At 59.6% G+C, this 16969-nt stretch carries 10 protein-coding genes; 8 read left to right on the plus strand and 2 right to left on the minus strand.

The features are described from left to right. Nucleotides 1-139: 139 nt before the first annotated feature. Together glgB and QP363_RS11240 are read right to left on the minus strand one after the other, a co-directional pair. Nucleotides 140-2260 carry a 1,4-alpha-glucan branching protein GlgB gene (gene glgB / locus QP363_RS11235; protein WP_284764630.1) on the minus strand — a complete coding sequence of 707 codons (2121 nt, stop codon included), beginning with the start codon at nucleotides 2258-2260 and terminating at the stop codon, nucleotides 140-142. Between the two features lie 106 nt (nucleotides 2261-2366). Next, nucleotides 2367-4373, minus strand: coding sequence for a maltotransferase domain-containing protein (locus tag QP363_RS11240; RefSeq protein WP_070447760.1), 2007 nt, complete (start codon nucleotides 4371-4373; stop codon nucleotides 2367-2369). 57 nt (nucleotides 4374-4430) lie between these two features. On the opposite strand from QP363_RS11240, the gene QP363_RS11245 reads away from it, so the two are divergent. The 8 genes from QP363_RS11245 to QP363_RS11280 all read left to right on the plus strand — a co-directional run bounded on the left by QP363_RS11245 (nucleotide 4431) and on the right by QP363_RS11280 (nucleotide 16946). Next, nucleotides 4431-5279, plus strand: coding sequence for an ABC transporter ATP-binding protein (locus QP363_RS11245; protein ID WP_070447698.1), 849 nt, complete (start codon nucleotides 4431-4433; stop codon nucleotides 5277-5279). Nucleotides 5280-5374: 95 nt separating this feature from the next. Continuing rightward, a complete protein-coding gene (locus QP363_RS11250) occupies nucleotides 5375-6202 on the plus strand; it encodes an NUDIX domain-containing protein (protein ID WP_070447702.1) in 828 nt (275 codons plus the stop codon). Between the two features lie 41 nt (nucleotides 6203-6243). After that, nucleotides 6244-7395: an SAM-dependent methyltransferase gene (locus QP363_RS11255; RefSeq protein ID WP_070447705.1), complete on the plus strand. Its 1152-nt coding sequence runs from the start codon at nucleotides 6244-6246 to the stop codon at nucleotides 7393-7395. Between the two features lie 34 nt (nucleotides 7396-7429). Continuing rightward, on the plus strand, nucleotides 7430-8230 hold the full coding sequence (locus tag QP363_RS11260; protein ID WP_070644611.1) for an electron transfer flavoprotein subunit beta/FixA family protein: 801 nt from the start codon (nucleotides 7430-7432) through the stop codon (nucleotides 8228-8230). Between the two features lie 12 nt (nucleotides 8231-8242). After that, on the plus strand, nucleotides 8243-9202 hold the full coding sequence (locus QP363_RS11265; protein WP_284764631.1) for an electron transfer flavoprotein subunit alpha/FixB family protein: 960 nt from the start codon (nucleotides 8243-8245) through the stop codon (nucleotides 9200-9202). Then, a complete protein-coding gene (locus tag QP363_RS11270; RefSeq protein ID WP_144656152.1) occupies nucleotides 9202-10338 on the plus strand; it encodes a cysteine desulfurase family protein in 1137 nt (378 codons plus the stop codon). Before QP363_RS11265 ends, QP363_RS11270 begins: the two co-directional genes overlap by 1 nt. Nucleotides 10339-10430: 92 nt before the next feature. Continuing rightward, a complete protein-coding gene (locus QP363_RS11275) occupies nucleotides 10431-15416 on the plus strand; it encodes a DEAD/DEAH box helicase (protein WP_284764632.1) in 4986 nt (1661 codons plus the stop codon). Nucleotides 15417-15434: 18 nt separating this feature from the next. Further along, nucleotides 15435-16946, plus strand: coding sequence for an ATP-binding protein (locus QP363_RS11280; protein ID WP_216380392.1), 1512 nt, complete (start codon nucleotides 15435-15437; stop codon nucleotides 16944-16946). Nucleotides 16947-16969: the final 23 nt, after the last annotated feature.

The raw sequence follows: 16969 nt of genomic DNA on the forward strand, positions 1-16969 counted from the left end.
TGCCCGAGTTGCCAAAGTTCCCCGCCGAGATTCAAGATCTGGCCAGAACTTTGGCAACTGGGGCAGTTGTGTCTCTCAGGCCTTGCTTGCGACGAGCGTGAGCACGCGCCGAGCCAGGCTCGGCGCTAGGCCGCGCAGCTTAGCCACGGAAGGCGTACCACTGCACCGAGTTGGCCGGCAGGTGCAGCTGTACGTGGTTGCCTTCGGAGCGCACGCGGTGGGCAAGGTCGTTGCCAGCACCCTGGTAGACGGCGTCGTCGGTGTTGATGACCAGTTCCCACTCGCCATCGCGTGGCACCCAGAGGTCGTAGTTGGGCACCGAACTGCCGGAGAAGTTGCACACCGCCAACACTGCGGAGCCATCCTTTCCGTAGCGCACGTAGCCGAGCATGTTGTTGTTCGAGTCATCAGCCTTGACCCACTGGAAGCCGTCCTGGGTAAAGTCCTGTGTCCAGAGTGCCGGGTGCTGCATGTACACCGCGTTGAGGTCGCGCACTAGGCGCTTGATGCCGTGGTGCCACTCGTTGCCCCAGCCCTCCAAGTTGGACCAATCCACGGAGTGGCCTTCGGCCCATTCGGTGGTCTGGCCAAACTCCTGGCCCATGAACATCAGCTGCTTGCCCGGGTGGGAGAACATGTAGCCATACAGAGCGCGCAGGCCCGCGGCCTTATTCCAGTCATCGCCCGGCATGCGCTCCCACAGGGAGCCCTTGCCGTGCACAACTTCGTCGTGGCTAAACGGCAGCACATAGCGCTCCGAGTAGGCGTAGACCATGGAGAAGGTGAGCTCACCGTGGTGGTACCGGCGGTGAATCGGCTCGTGCTTGAAGTACTCCAGGGTGTCGTTCATCCAGCCCATGTTCCACTTCAGGCTAAAGCCCAAACCGCCTTCATGCGTCGGAGCGGTCACGCCTGGCCAGGAGGTGGATTCTTCGGCGATGGTCAGCACGCCCGGGTGGGTGCGGTTCAGCGTGGCGTTGGTCTCCTGAAGGAATTGGACGGCCTCAAGATTTTCGCGCCCGCCGTAGATATTGGGCAGCCATTCATCGCGGGAGTAGTCCAAGTAGAGCATGGAGGCTACGGCGTCGACGCGCAGGCCGTCGATGTGGAACTCCTCCGCCCAGTAGAGGGCATTGGCTACTAGGAAGTTGCGCACCTCGTTGCGGCCGAAGTCGAAGACATAAGTTCCCCAGTCAGCCTGCTCGCCGCGGCGCGGATCCGGGTGCTCGTAGAGTGCCTGGCCATCAAACCGGCCCAGCGCCCACTCATCCTTGGGGAAGTGAGCTGGTACCCAGTCGACGAAGACGCCGATGCCGGCCTCGTGCAAATCGTTGATGAGCGCGCGCAGCTCGTCCGGGGTGCCCCAGCGCGCGGTAGGTGCGTAGTAGCCGGAGACCTGGTAGCCCCAGGAACCGCCGAAGGGGTGCTCGGCCACGGGCAGAAATTCCACGTGAGTAAAGCCGTGCTCCACCAAATAGGGGATGAGCTCCTCACGCAGGCTGTTGTAGTTGGCGCCTACCTTCCACGAGCCGACGTGGAGCTCATAGACACTCATAGGGACGTCGAGGTCGCCGTTGCGGTTGTTCATCCACTCCTCATCGCTCCATTCGAAGCTGGAGCGAGCCACCACGGAGGCGGTTTCCGGCGGGGCAATGGTGCGCTTGGCCAGGGGATCGGCCTTGTCAATGCGCGGGGAGTTCTTGCCGTGGACGGCAAACTTATAGCGCTCGCCTTCGCCCACTCCGGGGATGAAGACCTCCCAAATGCCCGTGGAACCGAGGCATCGCATGGGGTATTGGGTTGGGTTCCAGCCGCAGAAGTCACCGACCACGGCCACACCCTCCGCGTTAGGCGCCCACACGGCAAACGCCGTGCCCTCGACCGTGCCCAAGTCGGTGGTGTAGCTCTTGAGGTTGGCACCGAGCACTTCCCACAGGCGCTCGTGGCGGCCCTCACCGATGAGGTGTTGATCCAGGGTGCCCAGGGTGGGCAGGAAGTGATAGCCGTCCGCTACTTCGGTAGCGGGCTGGCCCGGGTAGGTGATGCGCAGGCGGTAGTCTGCTTCTTCGGCGAGCGGGGCCTCCCAGATATCATCCCCAACCGCGCGCATAGCAATCGTGTCGGTTGCGGTGACGAGCTCGACGGCTTCGGCACCGGGGCGGCGAGTGCGGACGGTACCGTCGTGCCACCCATAGAAATCATGGGGCGCGTGGTGGCGGCAGTGGTTAAGGCGTTCGAGGTCTGAGGCCGGGATGTTCATACTGACCAAATTACCGAACAACGCCCGCCCGCGGGGCAGAAAAGAAACCCCGCGCTACCCGGAAAGGGGGACGGAATCAGCGCGGGGTGGTGAGGGTTTTAAAAGCCTAGGGGCGGTAGTCGTTCACACGGCGCCACGCTATGCGTTCCTGCAGGTCATGGTGGGCCGGCGGGAGGACGAAGATGTGGGCGACGTCACGCAGCGGCTCCAGACGCACGAAGTTACGGTCGGACCACTCGTAGGCAGCTCCACTGATGGTGTCCTGCACCGTGAAGTGATCGTCCGGGTGGCGGCCCACGGCGGCAAGATCCAGGAAGACTGTGGCCTCCTGTGCATTGCGCGGATCCAGGTTGACCACCACGAGCACCACGTTGCCGGTGGTGGGATCAGCCTTGGAGTAGGCAATGATGGCCTCGTTATCAGTGTTGTGGAAGCGCAGCGTGCGCAGCTGCTGGAGGGCCGGGTTCTCGCGGCGGATGACGTTGAGCAGGCGGATATAGGACTCCAGGGAGTCACCAGACTTAACGGCGGCCCGGAAGTCGCGCGGGCGCAGCTCGTATTTCTCCGAATCGAGGTATTCCTCGCTGCCCGGCTTGACTGCTTGATGCTCGTAGAGTTCGAAGCCGGAGTACACGCCCCACAGCGGGGAGAGCGTGGCAGCCAAAGTGGCGCGGATGGCGAACATGGCGCGCCCGCCGGTCTGCAGAGATTCGTGGAGGATATCCGGGGTATTGACAAAGAGGTTGGGGCGGCAGATATCGGCCTGCTCCACGTGCATCTGCGCGAACTCGGTGAGCTCGTGCTTGGAGGTCTGCCACGTGAAGTAGGTATAAGACTGCGTAAATCCAGCCTTGGCCAAACCGAACAGGCGCGGGGCGCGGGTGAAGGCCTCGGAGAGGAAGATGACCTCCGGGTGGGTCACGTGCACCTTGGAAATCAGCCAATTCCAGAAATTGGCGGGCTTGGTGTGCGGGTTGTCCACGCGGAAGGTGGTGACACCAGCCTCCACCCAGATCATGACGATGCGGTAGATCTCCGCATAGATGGCATCCGGGTCGTTATCGAAATTGAGCGGGTAGATGTCCTGGTACTTCTTCGGCGGGTTCTCGGCGTAGGCAATGGTGCCATCGGCCAACACCGTGAAAAACTCTGGGTTGGTCTTGGCCCACGGGTGATCCGGGGAGGCCTGTAGGGCTAGGTCCAGTGCTACCTCCAGGCCCAAGCCAGCGGCCTTCTTGACCAGCTGCTTGAAGTCCTCCATGGTGCCCAATTCCGGGTGCGTGGTGGAGTGGTCCTGAATGGCCCAGGGAGAGCCCACGTCACCAGGCTCCGCCACCACGGAGTTGTTGCGGCCCTTGCGGTGCACCTTGCCAATGGGGTGGATGGGCGGGAAATAGACGGTATCGAAACCCATGGCGGCCACGCGCTCCAGTGCCTGCGCCGTGGTCTTAAACGTGCCGTGCACGGGGTTTCCCTCGTCATCCCAGCCGCCGGTCGAGCGCGGGAAGAGCTCGTACCACGAGTTGTAGAGAGCTTCAGGACGCTCTACCAGGACCTCGTGGATGTCACCTTCCACCAGCAGGTGACGCAGTGGGTGGCGGTGGAGGATCTCCATGACCTCCTCGGACAGTGCGGTGCGCACGCGCTTATCGACGTCCACCGACTCATCCTTCAGCTCCTTCGCCGCCTGAAAGAGCAGCTCCGCCTTGTCACTCGGGCACTGAATCGCCGCCTCCTCGAAGAGCTCGGCGCCGTGTAGAAGGTCATTGCTGAGCTCTTGTGCGGATTGTCCTGCCTCCATCTTCTTGACCACCGCGTTGCGCCAGGTGGACATCGGATCCGACCAGGCATCGATGCGGAAGAACCAACGCCCAGTGGTGGCTGGGCTAAATACGCCGTGGACTCGGTCTGGATTCTCCGGGTCCACCGTCATAGTAACGGCGGAGGTAGATGGGGATTCGGTGTTCCATACCGAGAGCGTTGCGGCGACGGCATCGTGGCCCTCGCGCCACACCAGCGCAGTGACAGGGATAACCTCTCCGACCACAGCCTTCGAGGCGGCATTACCGGAGAGGGAGGGGCGGACATCGTCGATACCAAGGCGTTGAGTCATGCCCATAGAATAATGCAGCTGTGTCAGTTTCACCGGGGAAGAAGGATTTCAGCCACAATGGTGGCTGTGAACACTCCAGAGCAATTGAGCCAGCAAGACCCTGAACTGATGGAAACCGACGAAGATTGGTTGATTGACTTCCGCGGCGTCGAGCTGCGACGCGGTGGGCGCACACTGGTGGGGCCCATCGACTGGCAGGTGGAGCTCGATGAACGCTGGGTCATCATCGGCCCCAACGGCGCGGGCAAGACCTCCTTGGTCCGAATGGCTGCCGCCGAAGAGTTCCCGTCCGCTGGTGTGGCTTTCCTCATGGGTGAGCGCCTGGGCAAGACGGATATGCGCGATCTGCGCGCCGCCATCGGTATTTCCTCCGCCGCCGTCCAACACCGCATCCCGGATAGAGAACGCGTGGATGATCTCGTTGTGTCTGCCGGTTATGCGGTCCTCGGCCGCTGGCGTGAGGACTACCAAGACATGGACTTCTCCCGTGCCGATGACATCTTGGAACAAGTGGGTGCAGCGCACCTGGCAGAGCGGACCTGGGGCACGCTTTCTGAAGGCGAGAAGAAGCGCGTCATCCTCGCCCGCGCGCTGATGGCCAACCCGGAGCTGCTCATCCTGGATGAGCCTTCCGCCGGTATGGACTTGGGTGGCCGTGAGGACCTCGTGGGCTACTTGGGGGACCTAGCACTCGATGCGGATGCCCCGGCAATTGTCATGATTACCCACCACGTCGAGGAAATCCCTTATGGATTTACCCATGCGATGCTCCTAGATGAGGGTAAGGTCGTGGCCAAAGGACTCATTAACTCTGTCCTGACGTCGGAAAACCTCTCCAAGGCTTTCCACCAACCCATCCAGGTGGACCGCATTGGGGAGAGGTACTTCGCCCGACGAGTCCGCTAACCCCTAGCACATAACCCCTAGTACATAACCTCAGTACGCCTTCTCGACGTATACCTCTCGAATTCTGCTCCTAGCTTGCAGACACGGAAAGTTGCATGAGCCAGTCCATCCACGACAGCCTTGATGCCATCGACCCTGGCGAAACCACGGGCTTTAACGGGGCACGCCTGGCCGCTACTGTCCTCTTGTTACGCGATACCGCGGAGGGCTTGCGCGTGTGGATCCAAGAACGCGTGCACACCATGCGTAATTACCCCGGCCACGTTGTCTTTCCCGGCGGCGGTGTAGACCCGCGTGACTTCCCACCGCGTTCTTGGGACTCCGGCGAACTATGGGCGGGCAGCTCGGTGGTCTCCATGGCACGGCGCATGGGCGTAACCAAGTACAAGGCACACGCCCTTGTCTTCGCGGCCGCCCGGGAGCTTTTCGAGGAGGCCGGCACGCTGCTGGCCATCCGCGAGGACGGCTTGGTTTCCGACGCCTCTCGCTACCACCGTGAGCGCGAGCTGTTAGAAACCCACGAGATTTCCTTCACCGAGTTCCTTGAGCACAACGGCATGCGTGTCGACGCCGACATGCTCTTGCCTTGGTCCCGCTGGGCCGGGGAAGACAACAACCACTGGTTCGACACCTTCTTCTTCATCGGTGTACTACCCGAAGGCCAAGAACCCGATGGAGATACAGGCGAAGCCGACGACGCCGGCTGGTTCGACCCACAACTGGTCCTCGATGGCTGGCGCGCCGGGTTGGTGCGCCTAGCTATCCCGACGTGGGCGCAGCTCAAGCGTTTGACCTCCTACGCCACGGTCAAAGAGGTCTTAGATGATGCCTCCTTCTCCGACCTGCGTCCGATTATCGGCGACCCGCGCGATGATGAGCGCTACCGTGAATACTTCACCACTTTCCCTGTCGACCGCATTTAAGTCGGCCTCGCCCGGCATCAACCGATACAGAAGAAACCTGCATGAGCTACACCCTGGACGAAGTTGCCTTCCTACGCGAGAACGCCGCTACGATCGATGCCGCCGCAGCAGACCTGGAAGGGACCAAGAAGGCGCACCTGCGGGACGTCGCCAAGCTGCAGGCCCAATTCGGTAATTATGGCCGCGCCGTAGCCGAGCTGATCCAAGCCCGCAGTTCCGGCAAGCTACCGGGGCAGTGGCTTATGGATCACGACTCCGCCCAACAGGCCACCCCACCCGCAGTGGCGGCTTATCGCGCGCAGTTCCTTCAGGAACGCAACGTGGACTTCGTCCACGACCTCACCTGCTCCATCGGCACCGAAGGCCAGGCCTATCGCCCCGGCGCTTATGTGGGCAGTGACCTAGACGCCTCACGCGTGGCCATGGCGCACCACAACATTGAGCACCCAGTTTTTCGCGCCGATGCTCTAACCACCACGACGACCGCCCAGGTCTGCATCGCCGACCCTGCGCGGCGACAGGGTGGCAATCGCATCACGCGCCTAGACCAACTCCTACCACCGCCAGCAGATCTGCTGGCCACCCACGGCGAGATGGCCATCAAGTGCGCCCCCGGCATTGATCATTCCGAATGGGAAGGCCTGGCTTGCGTGGTGAGCCTCGATGGCGGGGTGAAGGAAGCCTGCCTGTATACCCCGGGCCTGGGAATGGGGAAGAGGGCAGTGGTCCTCAACACCACGCCCGAAGGAATACACACTGACGTCATCGAGGATGACCTCGACGAAAACGAGCTGCCTGAGGCTGGGCCCATGGGGCGCTTCCTCATCGACCCCGACGGCGCCATCGTGCGCGCCGGGCTGGTGCGCCACTACGCCGCGCGGGAAGGCTTGCATCAGCTGGACCCGCGCATTGCCTACCTCACCGGCGACCGCCTTCCGCAAGGCATGTCCGGATTTGAATTCATCGAGATGGTCCCCATGAAGAAGCTAAAAGCGGCCATGGCGGCCCACGACGTCGGCTCGCTGGAAATCCTGGTACGCGGGCAAGACGTGAACCCGGACCAGCTGCGTAAGAAGCTCAAGCTCAAAGGCTCCACTGCCAAGACACTCGTGGTCACGCGCATTGGAACGAAGGGAGTCGCGGTGTTGTGCGGACCGCGAGTAGTATCGACCGAAGGTAATTACGCACCCTAATAGTTTCAAAATTTACGGAAGGGGAAGTGCCCACATGCCAGTCATTGTGGCTCTGGTCAAGCACGTACCGGATACGTGGTCAACCAAGACCCTCGAGGCGGACCACACGTTGGACCGTACCTCGGTGGATAACGTCATCGATGAGGTCAACGAGTACTCCGTCGAGCAGGCACTGCGCTTGCGCGACGATAACGCCGACGCCGGCTATGAGGTCGTGGCGCTTACGATGGGCCCGGCCGCTGCCGATGAGGCTCTGCGCAAGGCACTGGCCATGGGCGCAGACCACGCCGTGCACGTGACGGACGACGCCCTCGCCGGCGCCGACGCCCTGGCTACCGCCTGGGTTCTCAACGCCGCCATCAACAAGGTGGGAGAAAAGTTCGGTGAGGTCCAGGTCATCACCCTGGGCAACAACTCTTCGGATGCCTCCACCGGGCTTATCGCTGGCCTGCTGGCTGAGTATCGCCAGCTGCCCGCACTCACGGAGCTCAAGGCCGCCTCCCTGGCCGGTGCCACCGCTACCGGCACTCGCGAGGATGCCCACGGCCACTGGGAGCTTAGCGCCAACCTACCGGCGATCCTGTCCTTTACCGACAAGGCCGATAAGCCGCGTTTCCCCAACTTCAAGGGCCTGATGGCCGCCAAGAAGGCTGAGGTCACCACCCTCGCCGTGGCGGACCTCGGCATTGACGGTGTGCCTTCCACCACCACGGTCACCGCCTCCGCGCAGCGCCCGGCCCGCACCGCCGGTGAGGTCATCACCGACCCGGATCCGGCCGTGGCTGCCGCCAAGGTCGCGGACTTCCTGGCCGCCAAGAATCTCATCGAGGGTTAAAGGAGAAAAGATATGTCTCACGTTTATGTCCTAGTTGAGCACGAAGCAGACCAGCTCAGCCACGTTACCGGCGAGCTCATCACCGCCGCCCGCGCGCTCGGCACCGTCTCCGCCGTCGTCGTGGCCAAGGATGCCGCCACCGCCGCCTCTTTCGATGCCGAGCTGGGCAACTTCGGTGCCGCCCAGGTGGTCCAGGCCACCGCCGCGGACTATGAGCAGCGCATCGTCACCCCGGAGGTCGACGCCCTCCACGCCTTGGCCGCCAATAACCCGGCGCCCATCGTGCTGGCCTCCACCCCGACCAACAATGAGATCGCCGGTCGCCTCGCCGCCCGCCTGGGCTCGGGTGCCTTGGTCAACGTCGACGGCATTAATGCCGACGGTACCGCCCACCACACCATCTTCGGTGGCTCCTACGAGACCTCCTCCACGGCCACCGGTTCTGTGGTCTACACCCTGCGCCCCGGCTCCGTGGCTGCCGAACCCCAGCCGGTCACCGCGGCACCGGCTCCTTTCGAGCTGCCCGCCGCCACAGCAAAGGATGTCACCGTCACCTCCTTTACCCCGGCTGAGAAGACCGCTCGTCCGGAGCTGACCTCCGCCAAGGTCGTCGTGGCCGGTGGCCGCGGTGTGGGCGATAAGTTCGCCGACGTGGTGGAGCCGCTTGCCGACGTCCTCGGTGCCGCCGTCGGCGCTACCCGCGACGCCGTCGATGAAGGTTTCTACGATCCTGCCTTCCAGATTGGCCAGACCGGCGCGACCGTGTCCCCGAACCTCTACATTGGCCTGGGCATTTCCGGTGCTATCCAGCACACCTCCGGAATGCAGACCTCGGAGACCATCGTCGTGGTCAACCAGGACCAGGACGAGCCCTTCTTCCAGATCGCTGACCTCGGCGTGGTGGGCGACCTCCACGAGATTGCCCCGGCCCTGGCTAAGGAGCTCGAGGCCCGCAAGGGGGCCGGCAACTAATGCCTCGTTACCTCGATTACGCAGCCACCCAACCCATGCGTCAAAGCGCTATTGATGCCTGGGTCAATGCCTCCGGGGCCCTGAACCCGGGCTCGGCCTATGGTTCTGGGCGCAAGGCACGCTCCGTGCTGGACGACGCCCGCGAGACCGTCGCCGAGCTGTTGGGCTGCGAACCTATCGAGGTAGTTTTCACCTCCTCCGGCACGGAGGCCGACAACATTGCCATCCAGGGCCTCTTCCGTGCTGCGCAAAGCGCAGCACCGGAGGCAGCGAAACGAATCATCTCGACCCCCATCGAGCACCCCGCCGTCCTGGAGACCGTGGAAAAGCTCCGCGCTGAGCACGGTGCGACCGTTGACCTCCTTCCGGTTGATTCCACCGGCCACGTCAGTGACCTCGCAGCCTTGGATACTCCGGCCGCGGTGGCGACCTGCATGTGGGCTAACAACGAGACCGGCACCATCCAGCCGGTCACGGATATCACCCAGCGCGCCGCCGCGCAGGATACCCCGGTGCACATCGATGCAGTGCAGGTCGCCGGCAAACTGCCTATCAATTTCCATGAGTTGGGTGCCACCACACTCGCGGCCAGCGCCCACAAGTTCGGCGGGCCCCGCGGCATCGGCCTGCTGCTTGCGCGCCGTACCCCGGCGCCGCAACCCATCGCCTTTGGCGGCGGCCAGGAGCGCGGCATCCGTCCCGGCACCGTCGACGTCGCTAGTGCGAGCGCACTCGCCGCGGCCCTGCGCGAATCCGTCGCGGAAATGGAGCAAGAGACCGCTCGCCTGAGCGCACTGCGCGACAAGCTCAAGGCCGGCATCGAGTCCAGCATTGACAACGTCATCATCAACTCCGCCGAGCCCACCCTGGTTTCCCACCTGCACGTCTCCTTCCCGGGCACGGACGGCGATAGCCTCATCATGCTTCTCGACGCCTCCGGTATCGAAGCCTCTGCCGGCTCCGCCTGCCACGCGGGTGTTAACCGCATGTCCCACGTGCTCGAAGCCATGGGCATCGACGAGGAACATGGCCGCGGCAGCCTGCGCTTTAGCCTGGGGCGCCTCACCACTGAAGAGGACATTGAGGCCGTGCTGGCAGAGCTTCCGGAAATCATCCGCCGCGCGCGTTCGGTGTAGAAAAACGACCAAAACGTGCGACTGTTGAGACACGTGCCGTAATTTACGGCGTTGTGCCACAGAGCCACTAACCCGTCAGGCACAATGTTCTCATGTCGAAGTTCTCTGAGGTCCTAGATCAGCTGCGTGACAACCAACCAAAGGCAAAGTACGGCATTGCCTTTGAGAAGCTGATGGTCAACTATTTCAAGACCGACCCGACCTTGAAGAACCAATTCGATGAGGTCTGCCGCTGGACGGATTGGCGCTACAACGGCGGTAAGGCAGATACCGGCATTGACCTGGTGGCCCGCCGCGTCGATGACGGCACGTGGACCGCCATCCAGTGCAAGTTCTATGACTCCAAGGCGCGTATCCAGAAATCCCACCTGGATTCCTTCTTCGAAGCCTCCGGTCACTCCTTCGAAACGGAAGAAGGCCGCCAGCACTTCGGGAGCCGTCTCATTATTTCCACCACGGACCACTGGTCTTCCCATGCAGAAGACGCCCTGGCCAACCAGATTATTCCCACCAGCCGAATTGGCATCTCCGCCATTGCGGAGTCACCTATTAACTGGGACGTGGCCTTCCCCGGCTCGGAAGTGCGCGATAAGACCATCCAGATTAACCTCTCCCAGCGCGAGACCTTCGAACCCCGCCCACACCAGCAGGCGGCCATCGACAAAGCCATCGAAGGATTCAAAACCCACGACCGCGGCAAACTCATCATGGCCTGCGGCACCGGCAAGACCTTCACCGCCCTGCGCCTAGCGGAACGCGTCGCTGAAGACAACGGCGGCAAGGCCCGCATCCTCTTTCTCGTGCCGTCCATCTCCTTGCTTTCCCAAACCCTGAAGGAGTGGACCGCCCAGGGCCGTCTCGACATGCGGGCCTTCGCGGTGTGCTCCGACAGCAAGGTCTCCAAGAAGGCCGAGGACATCGCCGTATACGACCTCGAGGTCCCAGTCTCCACCGAAGGCAAGGACATCACCACGCGCTTCGAATCCGGCAAGCGCGCCAAGGGGCTCAACATCGTCTTCTCCACCTACCAGTCCATCCAAGCAGTACACGATGCCCAGCAGGTAGGCCTCGATGATTTCGACCTCGTCATCTGCGATGAAGCCCACCGCACCACCGGCATCACCTTGGCCGGTGAGGACGACAGCAACTTCGTCCGTGTTCACGATGCCGACTACATCAAGGCAGCCAAGCGCCTGTACATGACGGCCACCCCGCGCCTCTACGACGAAGCCGTCAAGGGCAAAGCCGAAGAACACTCCGCGGAGCTGGCCTCCATGGATGATGATTCCAAATACGGCCCGGAGTTCTACCGCCTCGGATTCGGCGAGGCCGTGGACAAGGGCCTGCTCACGGACTACAAGGTGCTCGTCATGACCGTGGATGAGTCCGTGGCTGCCCAAGCCATGGCTCACAGTGAGAACAACCAGGTCAACCTTTCACTCGCCTCCGCCATGATTGGTGCCTGGAATGGCCTGGCCAAGCGCTCCGGCGAATTGCAGGGCAAGAAGGGCGGTTTTGAGGAAGACGCCCAGCCCATGCAGCGCGCCGTGGCCTTTGCCAAGGACATCAGGACCTCCCAACTCATTGCGGAGACCTACCCTTCACTCATCGGTACCCACCAGGAACTGCTCAAAGAAAAGGCAGTGCTTAACGACGTCTCCCTCACCAACGTCGACCTCCACGTCGCCGCCCAGCACGTGGATGGCGGCATGAACGCCATGGAGCGTGGCACCAAGCTCTCTTGGCTGGAGTCCCCAGCGGGGGAGCACGAGTCCCGCATGCTGACCAACGCCCGCTGCCTGTCCGAAGGCGTGGACGTGCCAGCGCTGGATGCCGTCATCTTCTTCAACCCTCGCAACTCCATGGTGGACGTGGTCCAGTCTGTCGGCCGCGTCATGCGCAAGTCGGAAGGAAAGGACTACGGCTACATCATCTTGCCCGTGGCCGTGGCCAGCAACGTCTCTCCAGCAGAAGCACTCAACGACAATCAGCGCTTCAAGGTGGTCTGGCAGATCCTCAACGCGCTGCGCGCCCACGATGACCGCTTCAACGCGAAGATTAACTCTATCGCGCTCAATGGCACGGCGGGACAAGAAGACCTGCCAATCGACGTCGTCCACGTGCCAGGGGATGACGAGAAGAGCGACGCTAAGAAGCTCAAGGAAGCGGATGAAACCAAGTCACCCGAACCGCTTGCTGATAACTCAACCGTGACCCAGCAGATTGCTCTGTTCTCTCTGGAGCAGTGGCAAGAAGCTATCTACACCAAGCTGGTCGACAAGGTTGGCACCCGCACTTACTGGGAAGACTGGGCCGATGATGTCGCAACCATTGCGGAGAACCAAATCACCCGCATCAAGGCGCTTCTCGATGGCGCCGATGGCTCCCTCCGCACCGAATTCGACAGCTTCGTGGAGGGCCTGCGCAATAACCTTAACGATGGCATCAGCGAAGATGACGCCATCTCGATGCTCTCGCAGCACCTCATCACGGCACCGGTCTTTAACGCGCTTTTTGAGAACCATGACTTCATCACCCACAACCCAGTGGCGCAGGTCATGGAGAAGATAGTCAAGGCTTTGTCCAAGGCGAACCTTGATACCGAGACCGAGTCCCTAGAGAAGTTCTACGAGTCCGTTCGCGTTCGTGCTTCTGAGGTGAACTCTGCTTCCGGCAAGCAGCAGGTCATCAAGGAGCTTTACGAGCGCTTCTTCCGCAAGGCATTCAAGAAGCAATCCGAAGCCCTCGGCATCGTCTATACCCGAGTCGAAATTGTCGACTTCATCCTGCGTGCTGCCGATGACGTGTCCAAGAAACACTTTGGCAAGGGACTGACAGATGAAGGAGTGTGCATCCTCGACCCCTTCGCCGGCACTTCCACCTTCACGGTTCGCCTGCTGCAGTCTGGGCTCATCAAGCCAGAAGACCTCGCCCGCAAATATGCCAACGAGCTCTTCGCCACCGAGATCATGTTGCTGGGGTACTACGTCTCCGCAGTGAACATTGAGACCACCTACAACGCCCTGCGCGAAGAAGCAGCTCTGCGCAACGGCGAGCTCGCACCGGAGTACGTGCCTTTCACCAACATCGCACTGGCCGATACCTTCCAAATTCACGAGGAAGGCGATATCCCGGACCTCAACATCTTTCGCGAGAACAACGAGACCATCGAGCGCCAGAAGCAAGCACCGATCAACGTGGTGATTGGTAACCCGCCGTACTCTGCGGGGCAGAAGTCCGCGAACGACCTCAACGCGAACCTGAAGTATCCGAGCTTAGACGCGCGCATTTCAGAAACGTATGCAGCGAAGTCCACCGCAACCAACAAGAACTCGCTCTATGACTCCTACCTGCGAGCCTTCCGCTGGGCTACTGACCGGATTGGTAATCAGGGTGTTGTAGCGTTTGTCACAAATAATAGTTGGTTAGACGGTAACACCAGCGCCGGAGTTCGGTTATCAATGAAGCAAGACTTTACGGATCTTTATATCATCAATTTGCGAGGAAATTCTCACGGTGGCGGTGAAGGGGCTAAACGCCAAGGGGGAAATGTCTTTGACATTCGAGTAGGTGTTTCCATTGTCATTGGGGTTAAAGAAGAAAAGCGCTCATTTGATATTCACTACGTAGAGACGCCAGATTACTACAGCAAAAAAGAGAAGCTTGAGCTTATTAATACCGCTTCGATTGACAATCTAAATTTCCGAAAGATTGTTCCGAATAGAAAGGGAGATTGGCTCAATCACCGTTCTGTTGAATTTGAAACATGGCCCGTGCTAGGAGCGAAGAAAGGAGCAGAAACTAGGTTTTTTAAGATCTTTAGTCGTGGCCTTGAAACTGGGCGCGATGCATGGGTTTATTCTTTCGATGAATGCCGGTTGGAAACGAATGTCTTGCGCTTAGGTCAGACTTACGAACAAGTGCGTTATCGCTTCCATACTTCAAGTCACCTGGGCAAAGGAAAAGGTGAGGCAATTGTTGCTACCTATCTGTCGGAACAGCCTGAGTTTGCTGATCCGCGGAAAATCAAATGGAGTCGTTCGCTGAGAAACTCCGTATATCGAGATCACAAGTTTGAATTTAGGATCGAAAAGTCTGTAATAGGTAACTATCGTCCTTTTTGCTCACAAAAGGTGTACTATGACGCCTTATTGAACCATGAGCGATCGCAGCTTCCTTCGATGTTCCCGACGGAGGCGCATCGAAACATCGGATACCTTCAGCCAACGGTTGGGGCGCAAAAGCCGTACTCAATGTTCGCAGTCGGCAGGATGCCAGACCTGAACTTCTATGGCTCTGAAGGGTCTCAATTCTTTCCCCGCTTCACCTGGGCCCCCGTCGAGGCAGATGACGGCGGGCTGTTCAGTGAGAGCAGTACGGTAAAACAGGGCGAAACCAGCGTCTACGGTTCGATTGGTGAGGTCGTTGACGGCTACGTGCGCGTGGACAACATCACTGACGAGATTAAGACGCTCTACCGTGATGCTCTGGGGCCCGACATCACGGGCGATGACATCTTCCACTTTGTCTACGGCAAGCTGCATGACCCTGGCTACCGAACGAAGTACGCGGCTGATTTGAAGAAGATGCTGCCGCACATCGAGACGCCGAGTTCACGTGCGGAGTTCGACAAGTTCGTTGCTGCGGGCCAAGAGCTGATGGACCTGCACGTCAACTACGAGTCGGTGGAGCCGTGGCCACTGGATATTCAGGTCAAGGGCGATGAGGCCGACCGTGAGACGTGGCGCGTGCTCAAGATGAAGTGGGCCAAGCGCAAGGACCCGGAAACAGGCAAGAACGTCAACGACGTGACCAAGCTGATCTACAACAAGCATGTGGCCATATCCGGTATTCCGGCCGAGGCGGATGAGTACATGCTGGGCTCGCGCTCAGCTGTCGCCTGGCTGATTGACCGCTACCAAGTCAAGAAGGACAAGGCCTCCGGCATTGTTAATGACCCGAATGATTGGGCCGACGAGGTGGGCAACCCGCACTACGTCGTGGACCTGATTGGGAAAGTCGTGCGCGTGGCGATGGAGACAGTGCGAATCGTGGATGGGGTTGAGCTCGAGTACTAATTCAAAGGGTTATTTTGCATGAAGATGAGCGATGACGTTGAGGTTGAAAAGACGATCGAGCTTCCGCCCACGGAGTCCATTCAACACTCACTAGGGGCCAACCATGATTTGTGCTCGGGCATAGATGAGCTTGTCGATAATGCGATCGATGCGAAAGCTTCGAGCGTTTGCATTGTCTTTCATGTCGATGGCTATCGCTTAACCCGGGTAGCTATTCATGATGACGGTGCCGGTATGAGCGCTCAGAAGATGGAGCGGGTTCTTCGACTTGGTGGGCATGAAGCCGGATCGGCTAGCACTATCGGTATTTATGGTATGGGGATGAAAGAAGGCTCATATGCTAATGCCGATACTGTAACTGTTGTATCACGTTCCAAGGGCCAGTTTCCTGCTGGAATTCGAATGCATAAGGGGAGCTTCACAGCAGAAGTTTTTGGGGAAAAAGCTCTTACCAGTATCTGGAACCTACGTAACCGTCTTGTGGATCTTAAGCGTGGTACTACTGTGCTCTGGGATGACTTGGTCGGCATCTACGAAGGAACCAATGAGGAAGAGGGATTGTCTTTTCTTTCTGCGACGATTGAAAGACTTCGAAAACATCTGGGGATTCGTTATCATCGATTCCTCGAGGAGGAACGCGTGAAAATCCGTATCTTCACGCTATATGACTCTGGGGAGCCGATCGCAAATCCTCGGATTGACCCAATCAATCCTTGCGGTTATCGCAAGTCTGGTGATCCTCGATATCCTGTTTCGCTTACGGTTGGAGGTGAGTGTGGCGCGCTCGGCGTTACTGCTCATATATGGGGCAATCGGTCGAAGACTGATGCGTTTGATCTCGAAGAAAAGGATACTCTAGGGCACCAGGGATTGTTCGTATATGTAGCTGATCGGCTCATCACTAGTGGTGGGTGGTTTGGTCTATTTGAGAAGCGAAAAGACTACAAGCTTTTGCGCATCGTCATCGACGACCCAAGAGTCATTGATGAATATATAACTGTCAGTCCGCAAAAGGGATCAATTCGGTTGAATGAAGGGTTTCATAGATTTATTGCAAGCCTGCAGGTCTGTGAAGCACCGGGTAAGTCCTTCGAAGATGTGTGTTTGGATGCGCGAGAAGTGCTCCGGAATTCCAACAAAAAGTCGGGTAAGGCGGATCCGCTTGCCGAAGGAGGACAGGGACTTGCTCCAGCCATTAAGCAAGCAATCGAGGATGAGGCAATACTAAAGCCCCGAGACCCAATAAACGTTCTTTGGGGAAAAGTGCCCGAAGGCTCCTTTATCGAGGTTGACTCGAGTGCAAATGTTATTCGAATAAATCGAAGGTATCGAAAGCTTTTTAACGCGGGTAAAGGGTCTTTAAATGATGCTCCTTTGTTAAAAACCCTACTTTTTCTTCTCTTTAATGACATTGCAACGTCGAAGAAAACAAGCAAGGCGAAGTCGAACACAGCCCTTTGGTCGAAGCTTTTGTTGGTGGCTGCCGACGAGGAGCTTAAACAAAACGAGCTAAGAGAAGAGAAGTTTTGAACTCTTTCGTGACGATCGATGAC

This window comes from Corynebacterium sp. UMB6689 (genome assembly GCF_030215295.1).
Taxonomy (GTDB): domain Bacteria; phylum Actinomycetota; class Actinomycetes; order Mycobacteriales; family Mycobacteriaceae; genus Corynebacterium; species Corynebacterium aurimucosum.